Origin of the sequence: Streptomyces graminilatus, assembly GCF_001418565.1 — a bacterium.
Classification (GTDB): domain Bacteria; phylum Actinomycetota; class Actinomycetes; order Streptomycetales; family Streptomycetaceae; genus Streptomyces; species Streptomyces graminilatus.
In genome coordinates this window covers 1-23,989 of record NZ_LIQQ01000224.1, presented here as the reverse complement: position 1 = coordinate 23,989, position 23,989 = coordinate 1, and the positions used below count along the sequence as shown (strand labels likewise).

Here is a 23,989-nt window from a genome sequence, read left to right as displayed (position 1 = left end):
CCAGTGTCAGCGCTCTCAGCGCACGCGTCCCCCACTTCAGGAATTCGTGTTGAGGGTATTGCTCGCCGCTTTTCGGCGGTGCTAGCTTCCGGCACGCATTCTTCGAACCGGTTCGACATCTCGGCCCCCCTACACCTCTGCTCTGCACCTCTACTCAATGCCTCTACTCAACACCTCTGTTCGCCATCTCTGACGGATCACCCCACGGAGCCTCAGTGCGACGCACCCGCAGCAGAACCACAGCCGGCGCCACCGCCGTCACCGCCCTCGCCGCCGTCCTCGCCCTGCCCGCCACCGGCGGTACGGCCGACGCGGCGGAACCCGAGCGGCTCACCATCGACCTCGCGACCGACACCGGAGCCTTCCACGGCGGCGCCGCCGGTTCGCTCTACGGCGTCTACGGCGACGGCGTGCCCAGCCGCAACGTTCTTGAGGGCATGCGTGTCCGTACGGTGTCGACGAAGGCGCAGGACGGGCCGCAGCATCCGGGCGCGGACGCCCTGGAGATGCTCCCGCCGTTCGTGGACTCCGGCGGCAAGGACGTCTACATCTACATGACCGACATCTACCGCGGCTTCCCCTACCAGTGGCCGGGGGCGGACGGTCCGGCGCGGCTCGCCGACTTCAAGGAGAAGATCAGGAAGCAGGTCCAGCAGGTCCTGACCCTGGACGCGCCGTACCAGGACCATGTCGTCTACGTCCCTTTCAACGAGCCCGAGGGGAACATGTTCGGCACCGGCGAGTGGAGCTACAACAAGGTCTCCTGGCTGGACGACCCCCGGTACTACTTCGAGGCGTGGAAGGACGTCTACCGGCTCATCAAGGGCCTCGACCCCGACGCCCGCATCGCGGGTCCCAACACCAGCGTCCTGTACGACCAGGTCAAGGGGTTCCTGCGGTACGCGAAGGCCAATGACGTCGTCCCGGACGTGATGACCTGGCACGAGCTGTCGACGCCCGCCGCGATCCGCACGAGTGTGGCGAAGTACCGGCGGATGGAGAAGGACGTCGGGGTCGGGCCGCTGCCGGTCAATGTGAACGAGTACGGCCACAACTACCACCTCTCCGTGCCGGGTCAGGTCGTCCAGTGGGTCTCCGCGATCGAGGATTCGAAGATCGACGCGGACCTCGCGTACTGGAACATCGACGGCAACCTCAACGACTCGGCGGTGGAGGCCAACAAGGGCAACGGCCAGTGGTGGCTGTTCAACGCCTACGGGCAGATGACCGGCCACACGGTCGAGGTGACCGCCCCGCACCCCAACCAGCAGTACACCCTCCAGGGCGTCGCCACCCTGGACAGGGACAAGAGGCAGTCGCGGGCGGTCTTCGGCGGCAAGAGCGGTGACGCGGACGTCGTCTTCCGGAACATCGACCCTGGGCTGTTCGGCCGGACCGTGCACGCCACCGTGCAGGAGATCCCCTGGACCGGGCAGGTCGGCGACTCGGCCCAGCCGCTGCGGCTGGCCGACGAGGAACTGGCGGTCGGCGCGGACGGTTCCGTCACCCTGCCCATGACCGGCATGAACGAGATGTCGGCCTACCAGGTCATCCTCTCCCCCGGCGGCCACGGCACCGTACCGGCCGAGCCGTCGGTGAGCTGGCGCGGGACGTACGAGGCGGAGAACGCCACCTACACCGGCGGCGGTTACTCGAAGAACGGCCCCGAGGGCACGCCGTCCAACGTCGGCGGTTTCGCCACCTCCGGCACCTACAACGTCGGTGGTCTGCGTACCGGTTCCGACGGGGTCCTCGCCTTCGACGTGGACGTCCCGCAGGACGGCACCTACGACCTGAGCGTGTTCGCCAACTCCTACAACCAGTACGGCCTGGTCAAGGAGCAGGGGCCCACGAATGTCTTCCTGCGGGTCGACGGCGCCGATCCACAGGAGCTCAGGCTGCCGCTCGGCTACAAGTGGGTGGTCTGGGGCCACACCGGCACCACGGTGAGACTCACCGCGGGCAGGCACCGCATCACCCTCGCCGCCAGGGACGCCGACCTGGGCGTCACCAGGGGCGACGCCATCATCGACAAGGTCGACCTGTCACTGCGGGACGCGCGAGTGACCGCACCGGCGGTGTACGAGGCCGAGTACGCCACCCTCGCCGAAGCACGGCCCGTCTACACCCGCCCGGGTGCCTCGGGCCCCGGTACGGTCCCGCTGGCCGAGGGCGGCGCCGCGACCTTCTGGGTCCACTCCCCCACCGACGGTGAATCGACCGTGTACGTCGACCACTTGGGCGGCGGCCGGGCGAGCCTCTCGGTCAACGGCGAGCAACTCGACGTACCCGCGGTCGGCGATGACGAGAAGGGCACCGGCCGGGTGCGGGTGTTCCTGTCCGGCGGCATCAACAAGATCACCGTCACCGGCACCGCCGGCGCACTGGTCCTCGACCGCCTGCGGGTCACCCCGTCCGGCGGCACCCTGACGACCAGGGTCTACCAGGCGGAGGACGGCACGCTGACCGGCGCCGCCAAGGTGACCGACGCCTACACCTTCGCCACCGGAGGCAAGGCGGTCACCGGCATCGGCGACGGCAAGGCCAACGCACTGACGCTGGACGTCGTCGCCGACAGGGCCGGGCGCCACGCCGTGACGATCCGCTACTCCAACGGCGAACAGCCGCCCGCCACGCACTACAACCCCGACCCGGTCGCCCGGCACGCCGATCTCTCGGTCAACGGCGGACCGCCCCGCCGGGTGCTGTTCCCGACGACCTTCCACTTCAACAACTTCTGGGAACTGACCGTCCCCCTCACCCTGGAGAAGGGCACCAACCACCTCACCTTCACCGCCGAGGAACTCCCCGACTTCAACGGCGACACCTACAACCAGTACGAACAGCGGTCCCCGTACGCGCCGGTCATCGACCGCGTCGGCGTCACCCCGCTCGCCGAGTGACAGCCCAAGTGACGGCAGAGGGCCCGGACCGGGAAGGTCCGGGCCCTCTGCCGTCGGCGAATCTGCCACGGGCCGAGAAACCGGCCGCGGGCGTCGAGTCGGACCGAGAGTGGGAAGCGCGGAGCAATCCGCCGAACGACGACCCACGACCCACGGCCCACAACCCGTGATCCACAACCCGTGATCGATGACTCAGCGACTCGACGAGGAGCCCCGATGCCCCCACTCACCACCGCCGGTCCCTGGCCGGCCCCGCTGCCCCGGGCCGAGGAGGGCGACACCCCCGCCTCCCGGTTCGACGACCATCTCGCCGCCCAACTGCTCGGCCGGCGCATCGTGTTCCTCGGTACGCAGGTCGACGAGGTGTCGGCGAACCGGATCTGCGCCCAACTGCTCCTGCTGGCCGCGGAGGACCCGCGCACCGACATCAGCCTGTACATCAACAGCCCCGGCGGCTCGGTGACGGCGGGCCTCGCCATCTACGACACCATGCAGCTGATCCCCAACGACGTGTCCACGCTCGCCATGGGATTCGCGGCCAGCATGGGCCAGTTCCTGCTCAGCGTGGGCGCGCCCGGCAAGCGGTACGCGCTGCCGAACGCGCGGATCATGATGCACCAGCCGTCGGCCGGGATCGGCGGCACCACCTCCGACATCGAGATCCAGGCGCAGAACCTGGAGTTCACGAAGCGGACCGTCGAGCGGATCACCGCTCGGCACACCGGCCAGAGCGAGGAGACGATCTCGCGGGACGGTGACCGCGACCGCTGGTTCACGGCCGAACAGGCCCTGGAGTACGGCATGGTGGACAGGGTGGTCGGCTCGCTGGCCGACGTACGCCCGGCCGCCGCACGACGACGGATGGGGCTCTGACCATGGGGACGTACACGATTCCGAACGTCGTCGAGCGGACCCCGCAGGGCGAGCGGTCGTACGACGTGTTCAGCCGGCTGCTGTCCGAGCGGATCATCTTCCTCGGCACCGAGATCGACGACGGCGTCGCCAACGTCGTCATCGCGCAACTCCTGCATCTGGAGTCGGCGGCGCCGGAGCAGGAGATCGCCATCTACATCAACTCGCCCGGCGGCTCGTTCACTTCGCTCATGGCGATCTACGACACCATGACCTACGTACAGGCGCCGATCTCGACGTTCTGTGTCGGTCAGGCGGCCTCGACGGCGGCGGTGCTGCTGGCCGGGGGTGATCCCGGGCGCCGCTTCGTCCTCGAACACGCGCGGGTGCTGCTGGGCCAGCCGGCGAGCCGGGGTCAGCAGGGCACGGTCTCCGACCTGGCCGTCCAGGCCAGGGAGATGGTCCGCATCCGCGCGCAGGTCGAGGAGGTGCTCTCCCGGCACACGCGCCACGACGTGGCGACACTGCGCGCGGACATGGACCGCGACAAGGTGTTCACCGCGGCGGAGGCGGTGGCGTACGGCCTGGCCGACGAGGTGGTGAGCCGCCGCCTCACCGGCGTCTGACGACAGGCCTCAAGCGGCCAGGCAGAGCCCGTTGTACGGCGCGGAGGTGGTCGTCGTACGCGCCCGGGTGCGGCTCCGGGTGTGCCGTGTCAGCTCGTCCTGGGTCAGGGACAGCAGGTCTCCCAGGCCCAGTCCGAGGGCCTGGGCGGCTGCCGCGAGGACCTCCGAGGAGGCTTCCTTGCGGCCCCGCTCCACCTCGGACAGGTACGGCATGGAGATCCTGGCCGCGTCGGCGACGTCCTTGAGCGTGCGTTCCTGGGCGAGCCGTTCACGGCGCAGGACGTCGCCGACCAGGTCGCGGAAGAGCGGCTCCCTGGGCGCGGGCCGCGCCGGGGTCACCGGGGCGGCGGGAGCCGGTGCCGGTGCGGTCTTCGGGCGCAGCGGGACGACGAGGGCCTGGTTCGGCGCTTGATTGCTCACCTCCTCAGCCTAAAAGCGATCGCTTCCGGGGGAAGGGGTCGGCATTCTGCCCTGGGGGGAATCACCGGGACGGGACCGGACGACGGACACGGGTCGAGGGGCGGACATGCTGCGGGACACATTCGACGAGGTGGCGGAACTGTACGACCGGGCCCGGCCCCGGTATCCACGGCCCCTCGTGGACGACCTGGCCGGTGTCGCCGGTCTCGGTCCGGACAGCCGGGTCCTGGAGATCGCCCCCGGCACGGGTCAACTCACCGTCCCGCTGGCCGCGTCGGGGTGCCGGCTCACCGCCGTCGAGCTGGGCCCGTCCCTCGCCGCCGTGGCCCGGCACAACCTGCGGGAGTTTCCCCGGGCGGAGGTGACGGTCGCCGATTTCGAGCGCTGGCCGCTGCCGCCCGAGCCGTTCGACGTGGTCGCCTGCGCGACCGCGTTCCACTGGCTCGACCCGGCCGAGCGGCTGCCCCGGATCGCCCGGGCACTGCGGCCGGGCGGTCTGCTCGCGCTGGTCATCACGCACCATGTCCGGGGCGGCACCGTCGACTTCTTCGAGCGGGTACAGCGGTGCTACGAGCGGTGGGACCCGGCCACACCGCCCAATCTGCGCCAGGCCGACGAGGCCGACACGGCCACCGACACCGGGGAGTTGGACCACTCCGAGCACTTCGAAGAGGTCACCGTCCGGCGCCATGCCCAGGACATCGCGTACTCCGCCGACGAGTACATCGACGTGCTCCTCACCTACTCCAACCACCGCGCGCTGGACGCGCCTTCGCGCGACGGGCTGCTCGCCGGTGTCCGGGACCTGATCGAGACGCGGTACGACGGCCGGATCACCAAGCGCTACCTCCATGAGCTGATCATGGCGCGCCGAGCCTCCTGAACGCGCCGGGTCCCGGCTCGCGTCGGGTCCCGCCTCGCGCCGCGTCCACCGGGTGCCCTACGCCGATTCCCTCAGTCGCGTGGACCGCGTTCGCCCCACGATGCCTACGCCCGCGCCACGACCGACCTCACCGTACTTACTGGCAGGTCAACACCCGTGGTCGCGCGGGCTGTTCGCACCGGACGTCCACAGATCCCTTGCGGGCGGCGATATTTGTGGCATGCCTCGGGCCCGACCGGGTACGCGCAGTCCGGAACCGTCCGATCGTCCGCAGCTCGAAGTTTTCGTGGGAGAGGTACAGGTAATGGACACCGCCATGATCCGGTCGAAGGCAGAGGTCGCCGTGGACACCGCCGGAACCAGGACAGGTGACGCCCCACTGCCCGGAATCCCGGAACCCCGAAAGGTGGCCCCGCGTGACGCGCGGGAGCTGTCCCGCCAGTTCTTCAGGCGTCTCGACGGACTCGAGGAGGGCACACCCGAGCACCAGTACGCGCGCAACACCCTGATCGAGATGAACATGTCGCTCGTACGGTTCGCCGCGGGGCGTTTCCGGGGTCGCGGCGACGACATGGAGGACATCGTCCAGGTCGGGATGATCGGCCTGATCAAGGCGATCGACCGGTTCGAGCTGACCCGCGAGGTGGAGTTCACGTCGTTCGCGGTGCCGTACATCGTGGGTGAGATCAAGCGGTTCTTCCGCGACACGACCTGGGCCGTGCATGTGCCGCGCCGCCTCCAGGAGCTGCGCGTCGAGCTGGCCAGGGCGCGCGAGGAACTGGCGAGCAGGCTGGACCGTGACCCGACGGTCGCCGAACTCGCCACGCTGATGAACCTGTCCGAGGAAGAGGTGGTGGAGGGCCAGATCGCCTCCAACGGCTACAACTCCGCCTCCCTCGACGCCGCGTTGACCGGCGACGGGGCCGAGGACGGCGAGGCGGTGCTGGCCGACTTCATCGGGGTCGAGGAGCAGGGGATGCGGCTGGTCGAGGACTTCCAGTCACTCGCTCCGCTGCTCGCCGAACTCAGCGACCGGGACCGGGAGATCATCCATCTGCGGTTCGTCGAGGAGGCCACCCAGGCGGAGATCGGCGAGCTGCTCGGCTGCTCTCAGATGCATGTCTCCCGGCTGATCAAGCGCATCATCACGCGGCTGCGCGAGGGCATGCTCGGCGAGCTGGACTACGCCTGACCCACCGCTCGGCCCAACAGGGCGACCCCGCCACCCTGCCACCCGGTTCAACCGGTGAGCCGGGACCAGCGAGTCCGGTCCCGGCTCACCGGTTGGGCCCGCCGCGTTCGTCGCACCCGTTGAGCGGCAGCACGGCCCGGACGCACTTGCCGACGGGCACCCGGCGCGCGGTCACCTCGGTGGCCAGGGCGTGGACGATCTCCAGGCCGTGCCGGCCGATCCGTTCCGGGTCCCGGGGGTAGCGCAGCGGCAGCGCGGCGCTGCTGTCGTAGACGGACACCGTCACCGAGGTGTCCGTGCCCTCCAGGTCGAGGACGTACGGGCCATGGCTGTGGCGGTCCGCGTTGGTGACCAACTCGCTGACCACCAGCACCAGTTCACCGTCGGCACGCTCGTCCGCCGGGGCGCGCCACTGCCTCCTCAACTGCTGGAGGAAGCTCTCGGCGAACGCGCGTGCCTCCGCGATGCAGCCCGGCTCGCCGGTGAAGTGCGTCGCCCGGCGCAGCGGTTCGACGGGGACGCCGAAACCAGTCCGTATCACTGCTCCGCCCAGATGCTCGATCGTGTGGTGCTCTCTTCGCGGCCGGTCCGTCCGTACCCGGTCGCATCACTGCTCGTACCCCGAGTCTCCCTCCGCAGTCCCCCGGCCCCCGGGCCTCCCGACAGGCGCGCCGTCCGCGTGCTGCTTAGCGTGGCGGGGTGATCACACGAACCCCTGCCCCCGTGCCGGTTCCCGCCGAGGAGTGGACCGCATCCCGGCTCGGCTGGGTGCAGGCCCTGGCCCCGGTGCTGAACGGACTGGGCGCCATGGTGCTGACCGCCGGGCTGGGACTGTGGGCGGCCGGCGCGGGCGATCTGCCGGACGGCGCCTTCCCCCGGGTCGTCGCGGCCACCGTCGTGACCGCGGTCGGCGGCGCCGTGGAACTCACGGGTGACGCCGGAGACCTCGCCGGGGCGGCGGGCGGCCTGACCGTGATGCCGCTGTCGGTGACGCTGGTCGGGGCGCTCGTCACGGGTGCGAGTTTCCTGCGCCCGCTGCGGCACCGCGCCGGGGCAACCGGGACGGCGGGCTGGGCGGCGCGTGTCGCCCTCCTGTGGCTGCTCGGCCTGGGCGGCCTGGCGTTCGCGGCCCGCCGGACCTTCGCGGTCCCGCTGGGCGGCGGCACGCTCGCCGACATCGGCGCCGCCCTCGGTGCCGCGCCGAAGGTCGGCTTCAGGGCCGACGTACCGCTGACACTCCTCGTGGGCCTGCTGTGGCTGGCGGGCGTGCTGCTGCTGGCCCTGCTGGTCTCGCGCGGGGTCCCGCTGCCGGCGCGTCCGGCGCGCCTCCAGGAGTCGGTACGTCCGGCCGCGTACGCCATGGTCGTGCTGCTGCTCGCCTTCGTGGCCCTGGGGACGGTGACCGGGCTGGTCGTGGCGGTGACGGGCGGGGAGCCCACGCGGTCGCTGGCGCTGGTGCTGCTCGGCCTGCCGAACCTGGTCTGGCTCGCCCTCACCCTCGGTCTGGGCGCCACCTGGGAGGGGCGCGTCGACGGTCCCTTCGGGCTGCCGATGCCGCATGTCCTCGACCAGGTGCTGCGCGCCGACGAGACCGCCACCCTCAACCTGAGCACCCTCTCCGGTCACGACGGCAGGGTGTGGTGGCTGCTGGTCGCCGACGCGGTACTGCTGCCGGCCGCCGCGTTCCTGATGGCGGCGCGTTCACCGGCCCGGGTGCGGGCCTGGCGGCATGCCGTGCACATGGCGGTCGCGGTCGCGCTGACGGTCCTGATGATCCTCCTGACCGGCCGGATCTCCGTCCACTACGGCCTGTCCGTGCTCGGCATCGGCGACCTCGGCGGCAACCTCTCCGGCGGTCTGTTCCTGCGCCCCCGGCTGTGGGGCGCGCTCGGTCTCGCGCTGCCGTGGGGGCTGGTCACCGGGTTCCTGGGCGCGGTGGCGGCCGGGCGGGTGCTCCGGCGGGGCGAGGCCGGGGACCGTTAGGCGACGGGGACGACCAGTGGCGGGTTGGTGCGCTGCATCCGGAGCGCGTCCACGGACTCGGCGAGCAGTTCGTACTCGGTGGTCTCGTCGTACGTGGCGATCCGGACGAGCCGCCCGGCCGCCAGCTCGTCGGCGACCAGCTCCTGCTGGTACGGGTCCATGGACCAGGTACGCAGCAGGCCGGGCACGTCGGGCACGGTGTCGGCCACCGGGACGAGCGAGTTCGGGGGGAAGTACGGTTCGTCGGGCTGCGGATCGAGCCGTCCGGCGATCCAGTTGGCGCGGTCCCGCAGCCACCACAGGGCCAGCGCCAGGGTGGGCGCGCGGTAGGTGCCCAGCGGTACGCCGATACGCCGGCCCGCGCAGACCCCGTACGCCGTGACATGGCAAAGGAACTCGTCGTGCACGATCTTTCCCCCGATCGCCCGCCGGCTGTGCCTCGCTCTCCCTGCGCCTCGCTCGTCGTGCACGTTGGTGCTGGTCACTCGATGGTCACTCAGTGGTGCAGTGTTCTACTACTTGAGTATCTTCACTATTGACACTCTGTCACCACGCCTTTCCAGCCAGTTTCCATGCATTCTCCTGGCATATTCAGGACAAGAATGGGCCGGAATCCGACGGCTGCCCTCTTCCCCCGTCGGCGGACCCCCCGGGATTCACGAAGATCCAGGGATTCGCGATGAGTTTTCCGCTTCCCAGTGGTCTCGTAAGTGAAGACCACTGGAAAGGGAGGGCCCCATGGCCACCAGCGAAAAAATCGACACCCTCGACGAGGAATTCACAGCCGTACTGTGCAAAAGCCCGGCGCCCGGCGGCTGGACCTACCTGGTCTGGCCGGAATCCGTCAGGTTCTTCGGCACCCGCGGCCTGGTCAAGGTCCGCGGGACGATCGACGGGCACCCTTTCCGGGGTTCGTTCATGGCGCTGGGCGACGGCACCCACAAACTCCCCGTGAAGGCCGAGATCAGGAAAGCCATCGGAAAGGAAGAGGGTGACACCGTGACAGTACGGCTGGCGGAGCGGCTCCGTTCATAAGGGGGCGAGGAAGGGACTGGGAATGATCAGGCCTTGACGACCGCGTCGATCCGGGCCAGCTCCTCGTCGGAGAACTCCAGGTTGCCGATGGCCGCGACACTGTCCTCGAGCTGCTCCGGGCTGCTCGCCCCGACCAGGGCTGAGGTCACCCGGCCACCGCGCAGGACCCAGGCCAGGGCCAGCTGGGCCAGGCTCTGGCCGCGCGACCCGGCGATCTCGTCGAGAGCGCGCAACTGCCGTACGAGGTCCTCGGTGATCCGGTCGGAGTTGAGGAAGGGGCTGTCGCTCGCCGCCCGCGAGTCCGCCGGGATGCCGTCGAGGTAGCGGCCGGTGAGCAGGCCCTGCTCCAGCGGGGAGAAGACGATGGAGCCGACCTGGAGCTCGTCCAGCGCGTCCAGCAGGCCCTCGTCCTCCGGACGGCGGTCGAGCATCGAGTAGCGGGGCTGGTGGATCAGGAGCGGGGTGCCCAGCTCGGCGAGGATCCGGGCGGCCTCCCGGGTCTGCTCGGCCGAGTAGTTGGAGATGCCGACGTACAGCGCCTTGCCCTGCTGGACGGCCGTGTGCAGGGCGCCCATCGTCTCCTCCAGCGGAGTCTCCGGGTCCGGGCGGTGCGAGTAGAAGATGTCGACGTAGTCCAGGCCCATCCGGGTCAGGCTCTGGTCGAGGGAGGACAGCAGGTACTTGCGCGAGCCCCATTCGCCGTACGGGCCCGGCCACATCAGATAGCCCGCCTTGGTGGAGATGACGAGCTCGTCGCGGTACGGGGCGAAGTCGGCCTTGAGGGCCTCGCCGAGCGCGGACTCGGCGGCGCCGGGCGGCGGGCCGTAGTTGTTGGCCAGGTCGAAGTGGGTGACACCGAGGTCGAAGGCGCGGCGCAGGATGGCGCGCTGGGTGTCGACCGGGCGGTCGGGTCCGAAGTTGTGCCACAGGCCGAGCGACAGCGCGGGGAGCTTCAGGCCGCTTCGCCCGGTGCGCCGGTAGGGCATGTCCGCGTAACGGTCGGTGTGTGCGGTGTACAACGCGACTCCAGGGTGGGTTGGCACAGCGGATGCGATCATTGCCGGTCCTACTCTTCCCCCGGGGAAGGGCAGTGGTCCAACAGGAGAATCCGATGGAATTCAGCGGATAGGCTTCTCAATCATGGAACTACGCCACCTCCAGCACTTCGTCGCGGTCGCGGAGGACCAGCACTTCACCCGGGCCGCCGAACGGCTGATGGTGTCCCAGTCGGGCCTGTCGGCCTCGATCCGCGCGCTGGAGCGGGAGTTGCAGACCCCGCTGTTCGTGCGTACCACCCGCCGGGTGACGCTCACCGAGGCGGGGCGGGCGCTGCTGGGCGAGGCGGAGCGCGTTCTGGCCCAGGTGCGGGCGGCGCACGACGCCGTGGCCGCAGTGCAGGGCGTGCTGCGCGGGACGCTCGCGCTGGGCGCGGAGCAGTGCATCGGCGGGGTGGATGTCGCCGGGCTGCTCGCCGCGTTCCGGCGGCGTCATCCCGATGTGGAGATCCGGCTGCGCCAGGCGGGTTCCGAGGCGATCGCGGACGAGGTCGCCGCCGGGCGGCTCGACCTGGCGTTCGCCATCCGCACCCGTGGCGATTCCGACCAGTTGCGTTCCGTACCCCTGAGCAGCGAGCCGATGACCGCGCTGTGCCATCCGAGCCATCCGCTCGCCCTCTCGGGCGCGGTGACGCCCGAGGAACTGGGCGGGGAGGCGTTCGTCGACTTCCATCCGGACTGGGGGCCGCGCCGGATCACGGACGGGGTGTTCGCCGCCGCGTGCGTACGGCGGACCGTGGCGCTGGAGGTCAACGACGTGCACAGCCTCCTGGACCTGGTCGGGGAGGGCCTCGGTGTCGCGGTGGTGCCCCGGCACTTCGCGCACAAGCGCGCGGCGCTGACCGCGCTGCCCGTGAAGGGCACCGGCGAGACGGTGTACGAGACGGTCGCGATGCTGCCGCCCCCACAGGCCACGAGTCCGGCGGCCCGGGCACTCATGGCCCTGTTGGAGACCGGGCCGGAAACCTGAGCCGGAGACCGAGGGGCATGACGGGCCCGAATGCGGGAGGGTGGATCTCATGCACGCAAAGGACATCCTCATCGACGGATACACCCGCGTCCAGGAAGAGATCCACGCCGCCGTCGAGGGCCTGGGCCCCGACGAGCTCAACCACCGCCCCGGCCCCGACGCCAACTCCATCGGCTGGCTCGTATGGCATCTCACCCGGGTCCAGGACGACCATGTGGCCGCCGCCTTCGGGCTCGACCAGGTGTGGCTGGCACAGGACTGGGAGAAGCGCTTCGGCCTCGGTCTGAAACCCCGTGACATCGGGTACGGCCACACCTCCGCGCAGGTCGCCAAGGTGCGGGTGGACTCCCCCGGGCTGCTGACGGGCTACTACGACGCCGTGCACGCGCAGAGCGTCGAGGCCCTGCGCGGTCTGGCCGCCAAGGACCTGGAGCGCGTCGTCGACGAACGCTGGGACCCTCCGGTCACCCTCGGCGTTCGGCTGGTCAGCGTCCTGGCCGACGATCTGCAGCACGTCGGCCAGGCCGCCTATCTACGGGGACTGCTTCACACCAGCGAGGCGTAGCCCGGCAGGACGACGTCCTCGATGAGGGCCTTGCGCTCGTCGTGCGGGATGAACGCGCTCTTGACCGCGTTCACCGTGACCGTGCGCAGGTCCTCGACCGTCCAGCCGGCCTCCTCGACCAGCAGGGACATCTCACGGGTCATCGTCGTACCGGAGACCAGGCGGTTGTCGGTGTTGAGGGTGACCCGGAAACCCAGGTCGCGCAGCGCGGTGATGGGGTGCTCGGCGATCGAGGTGGCAGCGCCCGTCTGGAGGTTGGAGGTCGGGCACATCTCCAGGGCGATCCGGCGGTCACGCACCCAGCCCGCGAGACGCCCGAGCTTGCCGTCCACGATGTCGTCGGTGATGCGGACGCCGTGGCCGATGCGCTGGGCGCCGCAGACCTGGAGCGCCTGGTGGATGCTGGGCAGGCCGTGCGCCTCTCCTGCGTGGATGGTGAACGGCACGCTTTCACTGCGCAGGTGTTCGAAGGCGGCGAGGTGGTCGGCGGGCGGGAAGCCGTCCTCGGCGCCCGCGATGTCGAAGCCGACGACCCCGGCGTCCCGGAAGGCGACGGCCAGGTCGGCGGCCTCACGGACGCGGTCGAACATCCGCATCCCGCACAGCAGCGTCCCGACCCGGACCGGGGTGCCCGCGGCGGCGGCCTTCGCCATACCGGCGGCCAGGCCCTCCTGCACGGCCTCGACGACCTCGGGGAGTTCAAGCCCGCCGTTGACGTTCAGTTCGGGGGCGTAACGCACCTCGGCGTAGACGACGCCGTCCTCGGCGAGGTCGAGGACGTACTCCTCGGCGGTGCGCAGCAGGCCCTCGCGGGTCTGCATCACGGCGAGGGTGTGCTCGAAGGTGGCTATGTAACGCACCAGGTCACCGGAGTTGGCGGCCTCGTAGTACCAGGCGGCCAGCTCGTCCGGGTCGGTGGTGGGCAGGGTGTGGCCCACCTCGGCGGCCAGCTCGACCAGGGTGGCGGGGCGCAGGCCTCCGTCGAGGTGGTCGTGCAGCACGGCCTTGGGGAGGCGGCGGAGGGTGGCGGTGTCGACGGGGGACGCGGTCATGGGCGGTGTTCCTCGGCAGGTGATGGTGCGGCGGGGTGGGGTTGCTGCGGGTCAGTCGGCGGCGGGCTGGAGGAGGTCCCAGCGGTTGCCGTACAGGTCCTGGAAGACGGCCACCGAGCCGTACGGCTCATGGCGCGGCTCCTCCAGGAAGGTCACGCCGGCGGCGGTCATCCGGGCGTGGTCGCGGGCGAAGTCGTCGGTGTGCAGGAAGAAGCCGACACGCCCGCCGGTCTGGTCGCCGATCCGGGCGCGCTGCTCCTCGTCCTTGGCCCGGGCGAGCACCAGACCGGTGCCCGCCGCTCCTCCGGTACCCGGCTCCACGACGACCCAGCGGGAGCCGTCGGGGCGCGGGGTGTCCTCGACGAGGCGGAAGCCGAGCGCTTCGGTGTAGAAGCGGATCGCCTCGTCGTGGTCGCCGACGACAAGGGTGACCAGGGCGATGCGTCTCATGGGCTCTGCTCCGTCTCAGATGCGGTTGACGGGTGAGGTTATACGTAACACCCACGGCGTGTCACCTTCGTGCGCCCCGCCTGCCCCCTTCATACCCGTGCGTGTGAGCTGGTCCGCATCCGCGGGTTCCGGGAACGATGGGCGGGGCGTGGTCGTCAAGCAGGTGTGAACCGTGAGCGTGCCGTCGCGAAGGCCGGCTCCCCCTTGCTGGGGAGTCTGGTCGCGTTCGTGCTGCTGGCGCTGCTCACCCTCGCCGTGGTGGCGCGGCAGGGCGGCACCCTCTTCGGTGACCGCGCCCTGCTGGACTGGTCGCTCGCGCACCGCCCGGACCTGGCGGTCACCCTCGCCCGCGTGCTGACCCACACCGGCACGGGCTTCGTGCCGTACGCGCTGGTCGCCCTGGCCGGTCTCCTGCTCGGGCGGACGGCACGGCGGCGGATCCAGGCAGCCGCCGCGTGTCTGGTCTGTCTGGTCGCCGCCCAGGCGGTGCGTTTCCCGCTGATGGCGCTGCTGTCCCGGCCCCGGCCCGCCATGGCGTACTGGGCGACGGACGCCGGCCACTGGTCGTTCCCCTCGGGCCACACCACCACCTCGGCCGTCGCCGCCGGGCTGCTCGTCCTTGCCGTCCGGACACGGGCACCGCGTCGCCGGAACCTGATAGCCGCCGGGGTCGGCTGCTGGGCCGTGCTGGTCGGGCTGAGCAGGGTCTATCTGGGCGTCCACTGGTTCTCGGACGTCGTCGGCGGCTGGCTGTTCGCCGCGTGGTGGCTGGGTCTCGTGGCGTACGGGGTGGCGCGCTTCGCGCCGGACGCCTGGGCGGAGGTGCTGCAAGGCGGCAGAACCGTACGACCAGGGGCGATGCCGGCGCCCGTCATACCGGGGCCGGGACCAAAGGTCCGATATGGACATGGCAAGGTGGTGATCGCGCCGGAGGCCCCCTGCGGCGCGCCCCCACCGAGCGCTGCCCTTCCAGGAGTTGAGTGCCATGACCGAACTGCCGAAGCCGACCGGCTCCCCCTCGCACCAGAACGTGACGTTTCCGAGCGCTGACACCACCGCGCACGGCTATCTGGCCCTGCCGCCGTCCGGCAGCGGCCCCGCCGTCATCGTCATCCAGGAGTGGTGGGGCCTGACCGACCACATCGCGGACGTCACCGACCGGCTCGCGCAGGAGGGCTTCGTCGCCCTCGCCCCCGACCTCTACGGCGGCAATGTGGCGCACGAGAACGAGGAGGCGCTGCGCATGATGCTGGCCCTTCCCGTATCGAAGGGCGTCGAGCTGCTCTCCGGCGCGGTCGACTACCTGCTGGCGCGTCCGGAGGTCACCTCGGAGACGGTCGGCTCGGTCGGTTTCTGCATGGGCGGCGGCTTCGTGCTCTATCAGGCGGCGGCCGATCCGCGCGTCAGCGCCGCCGTGCCGTTCTACGGTGTGATCCAGGGCGAACTGCCCGACTTCTCCGGCCTCAAGGCCGAGGTGCTCGGCCACTACGGCGAACTCGACGCGAGCATCCCGGTGGAGAACCTGGACCCGCTGCGCGAGGCCATCAAGGAGCAGTCCGGTATCACCCCGGACCTGCGTGTCTACCCGGCGAACCACGCCTTCTTCAACGACTCCCGCCCGGTGTACGACGCCGAGTCGGCGACCCGGGCGTGGGAGAGCACGGTGCCGTTCCTGAAGGAGCAGGTGCGCTGAATGGCGGTGCGCGGAACGCTGGTGCGCGGAACGCTGGTGCGTTCAACGCCTGTGCGCGGAACGCCGGTGCGCTGAATGCCGGTGCGCTGAATGCCGGTGGACTTGGCGTCGGTCGGCTGAACACGGGCGGCTGATGCGGAGGGGGGCGGGCCGGGGGTGTTTCCCCGGGCCCGCCCTCACCGTTTCGGTCCGGGAGCGCCTCACCTTTCGGTCCGGGGGCGCCTCACCTTTCGGTCCGGGAGCGCCTCACCTTTCGGTCCGGGGGCGCCTCACCTTTCGGTCCGGGGCTGCCTTGACCGCCCCGGGCTTCCCGTTCGGTCTTCTACGCGGTTCAGATCCCCTGCGTCGACCGCTCGCGCCCGCGCGAGAGGCGTTCGGCCCGGCCGTCGGTGACGGTCATCGCTGGTGGGCCGCGCCGAGTCGGGTCAACTCGTCCTCCGTCAGGCGCAGTCCGCCGGCCGCCACGTTGTCGACGACGTGGTCCGGGTTGCCCGTGCCCGGGATGGCGAGTACGTGCGCCCCCTGGTGCAGGCTCCACGCGAGCCGGATCTGGGCGGGGCTCGCGCCGTGCGCACGGGCCACGTCGAGCACCGCCTCGTCATGGGAGTCGGCGGCGCCCCGCTCCTCGCCACCGCCCGCGACGGCGAAGAAGGGGACGAAGGCGATGCCCGACTCCCCGCACAGCCGCAGGAGTTCGTCCCCCTCGGGGTCGGGACGGTCCAGCGCGTACCGGTTCTGCACGCACACCACAGGGGCGATCGCCCGCGCCTCGGCGAGGTGTCTCGGCTCGACACCGGAGATGCCGAGGTGGCGGATCAGGCCGGCCGCGCGCAGCTCGGCGAGCGCGCCGAAGTGCTCGGCGATGGAGTCCTGCCGCATCCTCCTGAGGTTGACGACGTCGAGGTGGTCGCGGCCGAGCTGCCGCAGGTTCTCCTCGACATGGCCGCGCAGTTGGTCGGGGCGGGCCGAGGTGGCCCACTCCCCGGAGTAGTCACGGTGGGGGCCGACCTTGGTGGCGATGACCAGGTCGTCCCCGTACGGCGCCAGCGCGCTGTTGATCAGTTCGTTGGCGGAGCGCAGCGCGGAGAAGTAGAAGGCGGCGGTGTCGATGTGGTTGACGCCGAGTTCGACGGCCTTCCGCAGCACGCCCAGCGACCGTTCACGATCACTGGGCGTACCGAGGTGGAATGCCGCGCTCCCGGTGAGCCGCATGGCTCCGAATCCGAGCCGGTTGACGGTGAGGTCGCCGAGTTTCCAGGTGCCCGCGGCGTCCGCGGTGATCGTCTCCGAGGTCATCGACGGAGTCTCGCACGCGCCCGTCACCGGCCGGACCGGCGTCGCGCCACCTCTTGGACTTCGACGTCCTCCAGTCGCCCCTTACGGACCTTGACGGACCCTGACTGACCTTTACGGACCGAACCTTACGGATAGACGTACGTGTTCAGCGTGGCGACCGCCGATGCGGGGTTTCCGAGGTTGTAGTGGTCCACGGCAAGGAAGTTGGGCTTCTTGCGGGCGGCCGGCTGGCAGAACCGCTGGGCCCGGTCGGCGAGTTTGGTGTTGTCGTTCGTCGCCGTGGAGGAAATCGCCGCGTCCCGGAAGTGGTTCATGACGAAGAGGGGCTTGAAGGCGCCCTCGGTGCGGGTCAGCGGGGTGTTGGAGTCGGCGCCGTACCAGCGGCTGTAGCAGGACCAGTCGGAGGAGCCGATGCCGCCGCCCATGGACCAGTAGTTCTCCACGGTCCACTCACGCTGGTACATGACGCCGAAACTGTCCCGGGTGAGTCCGGCGTTCTGGTCGGCGGCCCGGCTGTGGTCGGTGAAGATCAGCAGCCGGTCGTTGGCGGCGACGAGGTCGGCGATCTTCGGCCAGCCGTTCTGCCGTACGCCGGTCTGGTCGGGCCGGTACAGGACGTCCGACAGGCCGTTCACGCGGGCGAGTTCGCCGCGCAGGACGCCCGGGTCGACGTAGTCCTCCAGGAAGACGGTGACGACCTGGGTGGGGTTCCGCTTGAGGAAGTCGACCATCCGCTGGAGGTCGACCCAGAGGGCGACCGGGCTGCCGACGAGGGTGCAACTGTTGTGGCAGAGGATCGCGCCGTCGGGGGTCTGGTGGATGTCCAGCATGAACCCCCGTACGCCGTCGCTGAGTTGCTGGTTGATGCCGCGTGTCTGGTTGGGGACGAGGTTGACGAAGGGCGGGGCGAAGCCGCCGTCGACGCCGTTGGCGTAGGCGTTGTGGGCGGTGAGGAACGTGACCTGGTCCAGGGTCCGCTGGTCGGCGGGCGGCATCGGGGCGACGGTGGGGGCGACCGGGGTGAGGTACCAGGCGGCCAGGCCGCCCGAGCCGCCGATGGCCAACTGGTCGGGGTAGTTGGCACCGGACGGCTTGGCGGCGACCGTCAGATAGCGGCTGGCTCCCGGGGCCTTGAGGGTGTATTGGTCGTCTCCGGAGGGGGAGATCTCCCAGGCCGCGTCGGCGCTCGCACAGGGGACGGTCCTGGCCTGGTCGCCGGAGCGGCCGAGACAGGAGCCCGCGGTGTCCGTGGCCTCCAGGACGTACGAGGTTCCGCTCGCGCGCAGCGTCCACTGCTGGCGGTCCTCGTTGCCCTTGGGCCGGTGCTGCTCGACGACTCCGCCCTTGTCGGCGGCGTTGAGTCCGGTGGTCGCGCTCTGGACGTAGTAGGCGCCGGCGGCCGGCACGGGGGCGGCCTCGGCGGGCGCCACAGGAGCGACAACTACCGTGGCCAGTGCGGCTGTTGCGGTGAGCAGTGCGGTGCGGGGGGTAGGCATTCGCGGGGCCCTTCATGGGGAATATCGGCGGCTCGACGACTCGACGCTCGATCGACAGGGGCATGACATCACACGGCGCGGCGTGAAGTCAGCGCACCCGTCACACCCGTACCTGGCCGACGGAGATGTTCAGCTCCTCGATAGCCTGCGTCACCATGATGCGTACGTGGATTCTGCCGACGCTGTTCGTGCTGTGCGGCTCGGCCCTCGCGACCGGGATGACCCTCCAGGGGACCCCCGGCACAGCAGCGGCACTCCTGCTGGTGTTCCTGGCGCTCGCCGGCATGAACTCCCCCCTGATCTTCCCGAGGTCGATCGGTGCGCGGGAGGCCGAGCGCCGCAGCGCGGTCGACGGGCGCCCGGTCGTCTTCTGGCGGCCGGGCTGCACGTACTGCATGCGACTGCGCGTCCGACTGGGCCGCCGCGCCCGCCAGTTGCACTGGGTCAACATCTGGCGCGACCCGGAGGGAGCGGCGGCGGTGCGGGCGGCCAACGACGGCAACGAAACGGTGCCGACCGTCGTCGTGGCGGGCCTGCCGCACACCAACCCCGATCCCGACTGGGTGCGCGAACAGCTCTCCCCGCCCTCCCCTTCCGTGTGATCGAAAGCCGCGCCCGCCCGGATGCCGGTGTCGGCCATGATGTGGCCCATGGACACGAACATTCGTCAGCGCTACCCCGGCCACGAGTGGACCTTGGTCACCGAGGGCGACTCGGGAGCCGTCGTGTATCGGCTGTCGGGCGTGTCAGACCTGTACGCCAAGATCGTGCCCGGCCAGGTGGAGCCGGGGATCGCACCGGGGCTGGAGGCCGAGGCGCTGCGTCTGCGGTGGCTGGCCGAACAGGGCTTCCCTACCGCCCGAGTCGTCGATCTGGACTCCGACGGCAGTGCGTCATGGCTCGTCATGGAGGCGGTGCCCGGGGTAACCGCTGCCGCGGAATGGCCTCGCGACCGGCGTCGGCGGGTCGCGGAGACGATGGCCGACACCGTCCGCCTGCTCCACGAACTCCCCGCAGACGACTGCCCCTTCGACCAGTCCCTGGCCGTGACGGTCCCGCGGGCCGAGCGGAACCTCGAAGCGGGGCTCGTGGACATGGATGACCTGGACGAGGAACGGCTCGGCTGGTCCGGTGAGCGGTTGCTGGACGAACTGAGGCGCAGGCTTCCGGCGAAGGAGGACATCGTCGTCTGTCACGGTGATCCGTGCCCCGGCAATGTGCTGCTGGACCCGGAGTCCGGTCGGCTCACCGGCGTCATCGACGTGGGACGCCTGGGCCGAGCGGACCGGCACGCGGACCTTGCCCTGGCGATCAGGGAACTGGGCCACGAGGAAGACCCCTGGTTCGGACCGGAGTGCGTCACCGCCTTCGTCGAACGGTACGGGCCGTTCCCGGTGGACCAGGGGCGGGTCGACTTCTACCAGTTGCTGGACGAGTTCTTCTGAGGCCGCCCCGGCTGCTCCCGGGCCCGGTGAACTCCACCCGCGTCAGCCGGTCTCCGGCCCGGCCACTCCGGTGACGGCCGGGCCGTCCGCAGTCACGGCCCGTTCGGGAGGCGCGACCTCTTCGGGACGCTCGGCGGCCTGTTCGGGAGGTGCGGCCTCTTCGGGACGCGCGGCCTGTTCGGGACGCGCGGCCTGTTCGGGACGCGCGGCCTGTTCGGGAAGCTCGGCGGCCTGTTCGGGGCGCTCAGCCTGTTCGGGAGGCGCGGCCTTCTCCGGGCGCTCGGGGCGCCAGAAGGTGGCCAGCAGGCCCGCCGTCGCCACCACGGCCACCCCGAGCGCGATACCGCCCCCGGCCCAGCCGGTGACGTCGATGCCGGCGGCGTGGTCCACGGAGATCCGGCCGGGCCCCAGTACCCCGAGCGCCAGGCAGATCGCGGCCAGCATCAGGACGTACTCGTAGCCGTCCTTGAACACGAAGAACCCGTTGGGCCGGTGGGCGAGAAGCCCGGCGACCAGCATCACCGAGACGACCGCCGCACAGGCCAGCGGCGTGAACAGGCCGAGGACCAGCAGTGTGCCCGCGCCCACCTCGGTGACCACGCTCATCCACGCCTGCAGCGTCCCGTGCCGCAGCCCGAGCCCGCCGAACCAGCGGGCCGTGCCCTCGATCTTTCCGCCGCCCCGCCAGTGGTTGAGCCCGTGCGCGACCATGATGACGCCCAGGACCACCCTGACGACCAGCACCGCGACCGCTTCAGCGTTCGTCAACTCGCCCTCCCCTGCTGCCGTTCGGCGACTTCCGAAGCCGCTGCCGCTGCCGCCGCCGCGTGCTCGCTTCCTCGCCCGCGAGCACTCGACTCGCACTCCTCGACGGACGACAGCACCTTGAGGGGGCAGGCCGAAGACGTCAACACACGCGCACGCGCGAGTTGCGTCCGCGGCCCGGCGGGGCGTCCTCAGCCAAGCGGCTTCGCGAGCACCGCCTTGCGGTGGCTGAACGTCTCGATCGAGTAGCGGCCGTGGTAGCTGCCCATCCCGCTCTCCCCCACCCCGCCGAACGGCAGGTCGGAGACGGTGAGATGGGCGAGCGGCAGACCGTAGCCGACGGCGCCGGAGGACGTCTCGGCGGCGATCCGCTCCCGGGTCGTGCCGGACTCGGTGAACACGTACAGCGCGAGCGGCTTGTCGCGGTCGTTGATGAAGCCGATCGCCTCGTCGAGCCCCGCCACCGTGACGATCGGCAGGATCGGGCCGAAGATCTCCTCCCGCATCACGGGCGAAGCGGGGTCGACATCGGCGAGGACGGTCGGCGCGATGTACTTCGTCGTACGGTCCTTGCTGCCGCCGGTGACGACGCGGCCCGAGTCGAGCAGACCGCCGAGCCGGTCGAAGTGACGCTCGTTCACGATCCGGCCGTACTCGGTGGACGTGGCCGGGTCCGCGCCGTACAGGTTCTCGACTGCCTTGGCGAGCGCGGGCTCCAGCGCGGCGGCGGTCTCCGGGTCGGTGAGGACGTAGTCGGGCGCGACACAGGTCTGGCCGGCGTTGAGGAACTTGCCCCGGACCAGCCGGTCGGCGACCACGTCCGCGTCGATGCCGGTGTCGACGAACGCCGGGGACTTGCCGCCGAGTTCGAGGGCGACCGGGGTGAGGTGTTCGGCGGCGGCGCGCATCACGACACGGCCGACGGTGCCATTGCCGGTGTAGAAGATGTGGTCGAAGCGCTCGGCCAGCAGCGCGGTGGTCTCCGGGACGCCGCCCTCGACGACGGCGACCGCGTCCGTGTCCAGGTACCGGGGCAGCAGCCGGGCCACGATCTCCGAGGTGGCGGGGGCCAGTTCGCTCGGCTTGACCACCACGGCGTTACCGGCGGCCAGCGCGCCGACGACCGGGGTCAGCAGCAACTGCACCGGATAGTTCCAGGGGGCGATGACCAGGACGACGCCCAGGGGGTCGTACTGCGTCCAGGCTTTGGCGTCGGCGCCGAGGCGCTCGGGGACGGGCGCGGGCTCGGGGCGCAGCCAGGCGTCGAGGTGGTCGAAGGTGTGGTCGATCTCCCGGATCGTGAAGTCGATCTCCGTGCGGTACGCCTCGGCAGAGCTCTTGCCGAGGTCCGCGTGGAGAGCTGCGGCCACGTCCTCACCGTGCGCCGTGAGCAGCTCGCGCAACCGGCCGAGCTGGGCCTTCCGCCACTCGACGGGCTTGGTACGGCCCGTCCGGAAGGTGGCGCGCAGGCGCGCCACGATGTCGGCGGGCTGCTCGGGGGACGTGGGGTGGTTCACGATGCCTCGCTCACGGTGGTTCATACGCTGATCTCATACGGGGATGTCATGCGGGGATGTCATGCGACGGTCTCGGGCGCGGAGGGCCGGCTCGATGCCATCGGTTCATGTGCCAACTCCTCACGCCACAGAACATATTCCACATACACGAATATGACCCTCCGCAATCGACTGGCTGTCGATCAGTCGTCGGCCGAGCCGAGGAAGGGGCGGACCTCGATCGGCAGGGTGGTCGCCAGGGCCGCCTTGTGACCCCACTCCAGGGCGGCGTCCAGGTCGGGTGCCTTGAGGAGGCAGATCCCGCCGAGGAACTCCTTGTTCTCGGCGTAGGGACCCTCGGTCTCCTCGACGTCGTCGCCCGACGGCCGCAGCACGGTCGCCGCGTCCGGGCGGTGGAGTCCGCCCGCGAAGACCCAGGCCCCGGCCTCACGCAGCTCGTCGTGGAAGACGCTCAGCCTGTGGTTGATCTCCACCATCGACTCGGGCACGGCCGGTTCGCCGACCGACTTCATGGCGCTGAGCAGGTAGTACTTCATCCGATCCTCCTGGGCATCACGGCTCTGCCCCATCTCCTACACGAAGGGAGCACCTCCGCGGCGGCACAACGCACCGCGGCACCGGGAGAATCTCGTCCATGACCGCCATTCCGCACCCGCTCGTCACCGCCGCCCGCCGGCTCGCCGCCGATGTCCTGGCCCCGCAGGCGGGCCGGGTCGACCAGGAGGGCGTGCCCCCGAGCAGCATCGAGGCCGTCAAGCGGTCGGGACTGCTCGGGGTGAACGCGCCGAAGGAGTACGGGGGCGCGGGCGCGCCCGCCCCGGTGGCCCGGGAGGTCGCCGAGATCCTGGCCGGGGCCTGCTGCTCGACCTGGTTCGTGCAGACCCAGCACCACACACCGGTAAAACTCCTGACTGAGTCTCAGTTGCCGGTACGGGAGCGCCTGTTGGGCCCGCTGTCGACGGGCGAGCTGTTGTCCGGGACCGCGTACGCGCACCTGCGTTCCTTCCCACGCGTTCAGGTCCGGGCCGCGTACGAGCGCGGTGGCTGGCGCTTCGACGGGACGGTCCCCTGGTACACGGGCTGGGGACTGAACGACGTCATGCTGCTCGCGGGGCTGTCCGACACGGACGAGGTGGTGTTCGCGTTCGCCGACGCGCGCGAACAGCCGGGGCTGCGCGCCTCGCCGCCCATGCGCCTGGCGGCACTCACGGCCGCCCGGACCGTCTCCCTTGAGCTCAAGGGCCTGCGGCTGCCGGAGGTGGCGGTCGTCCTGCGCACCCCGCGCGAGAAGTTCGCCCTCGTCGACCTGCCCCGGGCCGCCAACACGAGCCCGGCCGTGTTCGGGGTGGCATACGCGGCCCTCGATCTGCTCGCCGCCCACCCGGACGCCACGGCGACCGCGCGCTCGCTGCGCACCCGCCTCGACGCCGTGCGCCGCAACGCGTACGCCCTCGCGGACCACCGCCGGCCGCAGGAGCACATCGCGGACCGCCTGGCACTGAAGACCCGGGCGTACGACCTGATGCGCGCGGCGACGACAGCGGCGATCGTCGCCGGCGGCGGCCGCTCCCTCGCCCTCACCAGCCCGGCCCAACGCCTGGCCCGCGAGGGCCTGTTCCTACTGATCCAGGGCCAGACGACGGACGTACGCGAGGCCCACCTGACCTCACTGGCCGACTAGCCCTGCCGCACTGGCCGCCTGGCCCTGCCGTAGTCACCGGCCGGCCTCTGCCGTACTGGCCGACTGACCCCTGAGGGGCGCGAAGCGCACCCTCAGGGGTCAGTCGGCCA

At 70.7% G+C, this 23,989-nt stretch carries 25 protein-coding genes; 14 read left to right on the top strand and 11 right to left on the bottom strand.

Translation table 11 applies throughout. The features are described from left to right. The first annotated feature begins 215 nt into the window (after nucleotides 1-215). The 3 genes from AOK08_RS19880 to AOK08_RS19870 all read left to right on the top strand — a co-directional run bounded on the left by AOK08_RS19880 (nucleotide 216) and on the right by AOK08_RS19870 (nucleotide 4,381). The gene (locus AOK08_RS19880) at nucleotides 216-2,903 is read left to right on the top strand and encodes a carbohydrate-binding protein (protein WP_079054143.1); all 2,688 of its coding nucleotides are present in this window, start codon (nucleotides 216-218) and stop codon (nucleotides 2,901-2,903) included. Nucleotides 2,904-3,119: 216 nt separating this feature from the next. After that, entirely contained in the window at nucleotides 3,120-3,776 is a 657-nt protein-coding gene (locus tag AOK08_RS19875; protein ID WP_055527694.1) for an ATP-dependent Clp protease proteolytic subunit, read from the top strand. Nucleotides 3,777-3,778: 2 nt separating this feature from the next. After that, complete coding sequence (locus AOK08_RS19870) at nucleotides 3,779-4,381, top strand: ClpP family protease (RefSeq protein ID WP_055527693.1); 603 nt, start codon at nucleotides 3,779-3,781, stop codon at nucleotides 4,379-4,381. Nucleotides 4,382-4,390: 9 nt separating this feature from the next. On the opposite strand, the gene AOK08_RS19865 is transcribed toward AOK08_RS19870, so the two are convergent. Continuing rightward, the gene (locus AOK08_RS19865; RefSeq protein WP_055527692.1) at nucleotides 4,391-4,801 is read right to left on the bottom strand and encodes a helix-turn-helix domain-containing protein; all 411 of its coding nucleotides are present in this window, start codon (nucleotides 4,799-4,801) and stop codon (nucleotides 4,391-4,393) included. 106 nt (nucleotides 4,802-4,907) lie between these two features. Between AOK08_RS19865 and AOK08_RS19860 the strand changes: the two genes are divergently transcribed. Both AOK08_RS19860 and AOK08_RS19855 read left to right on the top strand, forming a co-directional pair. Continuing rightward, a complete protein-coding gene (locus tag AOK08_RS19860; protein WP_055527690.1) occupies nucleotides 4,908-5,684 on the top strand; it encodes a class I SAM-dependent methyltransferase in 777 nt (258 codons plus the stop codon). Between the two features lie 304 nt (nucleotides 5,685-5,988). Continuing rightward, nucleotides 5,989-6,876 (top strand): RNA polymerase sigma factor SigF, encoded by an 888-nt coding sequence (locus AOK08_RS19855; protein WP_055527688.1) that lies wholly within the window; start codon nucleotides 5,989-5,991, stop codon nucleotides 6,874-6,876. Between the two features lie 85 nt (nucleotides 6,877-6,961). Here AOK08_RS19855 and AOK08_RS19850 read toward each other — a convergent pair whose 3' ends face one another. Further along, complete coding sequence (locus tag AOK08_RS19850) at nucleotides 6,962-7,417, bottom strand: ATP-binding protein (protein ID WP_241827015.1); 456 nt, start codon at nucleotides 7,415-7,417, stop codon at nucleotides 6,962-6,964. A gap of 158 nt (nucleotides 7,418-7,575) precedes the next feature. On the opposite strand from AOK08_RS19850, the gene AOK08_RS19845 reads away from it, so the two are divergent. Beyond that, on the top strand, nucleotides 7,576-8,859 hold the full coding sequence (locus AOK08_RS19845) for a streptophobe family protein (RefSeq protein WP_079054142.1): 1,284 nt from the start codon (nucleotides 7,576-7,578) through the stop codon (nucleotides 8,857-8,859). Here AOK08_RS19845 and AOK08_RS19840 read toward each other — a convergent pair. Continuing rightward, a complete protein-coding gene (locus tag AOK08_RS19840) occupies nucleotides 8,856-9,266 on the bottom strand; it encodes a hypothetical protein (protein WP_055527711.1) in 411 nt (136 codons plus the stop codon). The genes AOK08_RS19845 and AOK08_RS19840 overlap by 4 nt on opposite strands. Nucleotides 9,267-9,597: 331 nt before the next feature. Here AOK08_RS19840 and AOK08_RS19835 point away from each other — a divergent pair, with 331 nt between their 5' ends. Next, nucleotides 9,598-9,894, top strand: coding sequence for a DUF1905 domain-containing protein (locus AOK08_RS19835; protein ID WP_055527685.1), 297 nt, complete (start codon nucleotides 9,598-9,600; stop codon nucleotides 9,892-9,894). Nucleotides 9,895-9,920: 26 nt separating this feature from the next. Here the strand turns inward: AOK08_RS19835 and mgrA are convergent, their stop codons facing one another. After that, on the bottom strand, nucleotides 9,921-10,913 hold the full coding sequence (mgrA, locus tag AOK08_RS19830) for an L-glyceraldehyde 3-phosphate reductase (protein ID WP_055527684.1): 993 nt from the start codon (nucleotides 10,911-10,913) through the stop codon (nucleotides 9,921-9,923). 121 nt (nucleotides 10,914-11,034) lie between these two features. Between mgrA and AOK08_RS19825 the strand changes: the two genes are divergently transcribed. Then, the gene (locus AOK08_RS19825; RefSeq protein WP_055527683.1) at nucleotides 11,035-11,919 is read left to right on the top strand and encodes a LysR family transcriptional regulator; all 885 of its coding nucleotides are present in this window, start codon (nucleotides 11,035-11,037) and stop codon (nucleotides 11,917-11,919) included. Between the two features lie 49 nt (nucleotides 11,920-11,968). Beyond that, nucleotides 11,969-12,484, top strand: a complete 516-nt coding sequence (locus AOK08_RS19820) for a mycothiol transferase (protein ID WP_055527709.1) — start codon at nucleotides 11,969-11,971, stop codon at nucleotides 12,482-12,484. Here AOK08_RS19820 and AOK08_RS19815 read toward each other — a convergent pair. Both AOK08_RS19815 and AOK08_RS19810 read right to left on the bottom strand, forming a co-directional pair. After that, nucleotides 12,466-13,536 carry an adenosine deaminase gene (locus AOK08_RS19815; RefSeq protein ID WP_055527682.1) on the bottom strand — a complete coding sequence of 357 codons (1,071 nt, stop codon included), beginning with the start codon at nucleotides 13,534-13,536 and terminating at the stop codon, nucleotides 12,466-12,468. The genes AOK08_RS19820 and AOK08_RS19815 overlap by 19 nt on opposite strands. A gap of 51 nt (nucleotides 13,537-13,587) precedes the next feature. Continuing rightward, on the bottom strand, nucleotides 13,588-13,986 hold the full coding sequence (locus tag AOK08_RS19810) for a VOC family protein (RefSeq protein ID WP_055527681.1): 399 nt from the start codon (nucleotides 13,984-13,986) through the stop codon (nucleotides 13,588-13,590). A 165-nt stretch (nucleotides 13,987-14,151) separates the two neighbouring features. On the opposite strand from AOK08_RS19810, the gene AOK08_RS19805 reads away from it, so the two are divergent. After that, nucleotides 14,152-15,036 carry a phosphatase PAP2 family protein gene (locus AOK08_RS19805; protein ID WP_055527679.1) on the top strand — a complete coding sequence of 295 codons (885 nt, stop codon included), beginning with the start codon at nucleotides 14,152-14,154 and terminating at the stop codon, nucleotides 15,034-15,036. Beyond that, a complete protein-coding gene (locus AOK08_RS19800; protein WP_055527677.1) occupies nucleotides 14,972-15,679 on the top strand; it encodes a dienelactone hydrolase family protein in 708 nt (235 codons plus the stop codon). Before AOK08_RS19805 ends, AOK08_RS19800 begins: the two co-directional genes overlap by 65 nt. 396 nt (nucleotides 15,680-16,075) lie before the next feature. Here the strand turns inward: AOK08_RS19800 and AOK08_RS19795 are convergent, their stop codons facing one another. Next, complete coding sequence (locus tag AOK08_RS19795; RefSeq protein ID WP_055527707.1) at nucleotides 16,076-16,975, bottom strand: aldo/keto reductase; 900 nt, start codon at nucleotides 16,973-16,975, stop codon at nucleotides 16,076-16,078. A 125-nt stretch (nucleotides 16,976-17,100) separates the two neighbouring features. Next, a complete protein-coding gene (locus AOK08_RS19790) occupies nucleotides 17,101-18,471 on the bottom strand; it encodes a phosphoinositide-specific phospholipase C-related protein (RefSeq protein WP_055527675.1) in 1,371 nt (456 codons plus the stop codon). A 155-nt stretch (nucleotides 18,472-18,626) separates the two neighbouring features. On the opposite strand from AOK08_RS19790, the gene AOK08_RS19785 reads away from it, so the two are divergent. After that, nucleotides 18,627-19,073: a glutaredoxin domain-containing protein gene (locus AOK08_RS19785; RefSeq protein WP_055527705.1), complete on the top strand. Its 447-nt coding sequence runs from the start codon at nucleotides 18,627-18,629 to the stop codon at nucleotides 19,071-19,073. A gap of 48 nt (nucleotides 19,074-19,121) precedes the next feature. Beyond that, the gene (locus AOK08_RS19780; protein WP_055527703.1) at nucleotides 19,122-19,916 is read left to right on the top strand and encodes an APH(3') family aminoglycoside O-phosphotransferase; all 795 of its coding nucleotides are present in this window, start codon (nucleotides 19,122-19,124) and stop codon (nucleotides 19,914-19,916) included. Nucleotides 19,917-19,958: 42 nt separating this feature from the next. Here AOK08_RS19780 and AOK08_RS19775 read toward each other — a convergent pair whose 3' ends face one another. The 3 genes from AOK08_RS19775 to AOK08_RS19765 form a co-directional block, all read right to left on the bottom strand. Then, complete coding sequence (locus AOK08_RS19775; RefSeq protein ID WP_241827014.1) at nucleotides 19,959-20,684, bottom strand: DoxX family protein; 726 nt, start codon at nucleotides 20,682-20,684, stop codon at nucleotides 19,959-19,961. 188 nt (nucleotides 20,685-20,872) lie between these two features. Further along, nucleotides 20,873-22,198 (bottom strand): aldehyde dehydrogenase family protein, encoded by a 1,326-nt coding sequence (locus AOK08_RS19770; protein ID WP_055527701.1) that lies wholly within the window; start codon nucleotides 22,196-22,198, stop codon nucleotides 20,873-20,875. A 182-nt stretch (nucleotides 22,199-22,380) separates the two neighbouring features. Further along, nucleotides 22,381-22,734: a YciI family protein gene (locus AOK08_RS19765; RefSeq protein WP_055527672.1), complete on the bottom strand. Its 354-nt coding sequence runs from the start codon at nucleotides 22,732-22,734 to the stop codon at nucleotides 22,381-22,383. 98 nt (nucleotides 22,735-22,832) lie between these two features. Between AOK08_RS19765 and AOK08_RS19760 the strand changes: the two genes are divergently transcribed. Next, nucleotides 22,833-23,879: an acyl-CoA dehydrogenase family protein gene (locus AOK08_RS19760; RefSeq protein WP_055527670.1), complete on the top strand. Its 1,047-nt coding sequence runs from the start codon at nucleotides 22,833-22,835 to the stop codon at nucleotides 23,877-23,879. Nucleotides 23,880-23,989 lie beyond the last annotated feature (110 nt).

Bases quoted from the DNA above. Each gene is read 5' to 3' on its own strand.
- AOK08_RS19860 (WP_055527690.1), top strand. From the start codon at position 4,908: ATGCTGCGGGACACATTCGACGAGGTGGCGGAACTGTACGACCGGGCC.
- AOK08_RS19800 (WP_055527677.1), top strand. From the start codon at position 14,972: ATGACCGAACTGCCGAAGCCGACCGGCTCCCCCTCGCACCAGAACGTG.
- AOK08_RS19855 (WP_055527688.1), top strand. From the start codon at position 5,989: ATGGACACCGCCATGATCCGGTCGAAGGCAGAGGTCGCCGTGGACACC.
- AOK08_RS19815 (WP_055527682.1), bottom strand. From the start codon at position 13,536: ATGACCGCGTCCCCCGTCGACACCGCCACCCTCCGCCGCCTCCCCAAG.
- AOK08_RS19760 (WP_055527670.1), top strand. From the start codon at position 22,833: ATGACCGCCATTCCGCACCCGCTCGTCACCGCCGCCCGCCGGCTCGCC.
- AOK08_RS19795 (WP_055527707.1), bottom strand. From the start codon at position 16,975: ATGACCTCGGAGACGATCACCGCGGACGCCGCGGGCACCTGGAAACTC.
- AOK08_RS19870 (WP_055527693.1), top strand. From the start codon at position 3,779: ATGGGGACGTACACGATTCCGAACGTCGTCGAGCGGACCCCGCAGGGC.
- AOK08_RS19835 (WP_055527685.1), top strand. From the start codon at position 9,598: ATGGCCACCAGCGAAAAAATCGACACCCTCGACGAGGAATTCACAGCC.
- AOK08_RS19875 (WP_055527694.1), top strand. From the start codon at position 3,120: ATGCCCCCACTCACCACCGCCGGTCCCTGGCCGGCCCCGCTGCCCCGG.
- AOK08_RS19765 (WP_055527672.1), bottom strand. From the start codon at position 22,734: ATGAAGTACTACCTGCTCAGCGCCATGAAGTCGGTCGGCGAACCGGCC.
- AOK08_RS19810 (WP_055527681.1), bottom strand. From the start codon at position 13,986: ATGAGACGCATCGCCCTGGTCACCCTTGTCGTCGGCGACCACGACGAG.
- AOK08_RS19790 (WP_055527675.1), bottom strand. From the start codon at position 18,471: ATGCCTACCCCCCGCACCGCACTGCTCACCGCAACAGCCGCACTGGCC.
- AOK08_RS19825 (WP_055527683.1), top strand. From the start codon at position 11,035: ATGGAACTACGCCACCTCCAGCACTTCGTCGCGGTCGCGGAGGACCAG.
- AOK08_RS19780 (WP_055527703.1), top strand. From the start codon at position 19,122: ATGGACACGAACATTCGTCAGCGCTACCCCGGCCACGAGTGGACCTTG.
- AOK08_RS19820 (WP_055527709.1), top strand. From the start codon at position 11,969: ATGCACGCAAAGGACATCCTCATCGACGGATACACCCGCGTCCAGGAA.
- AOK08_RS19785 (WP_055527705.1), top strand. From the start codon at position 18,627: ATGATGCGTACGTGGATTCTGCCGACGCTGTTCGTGCTGTGCGGCTCG.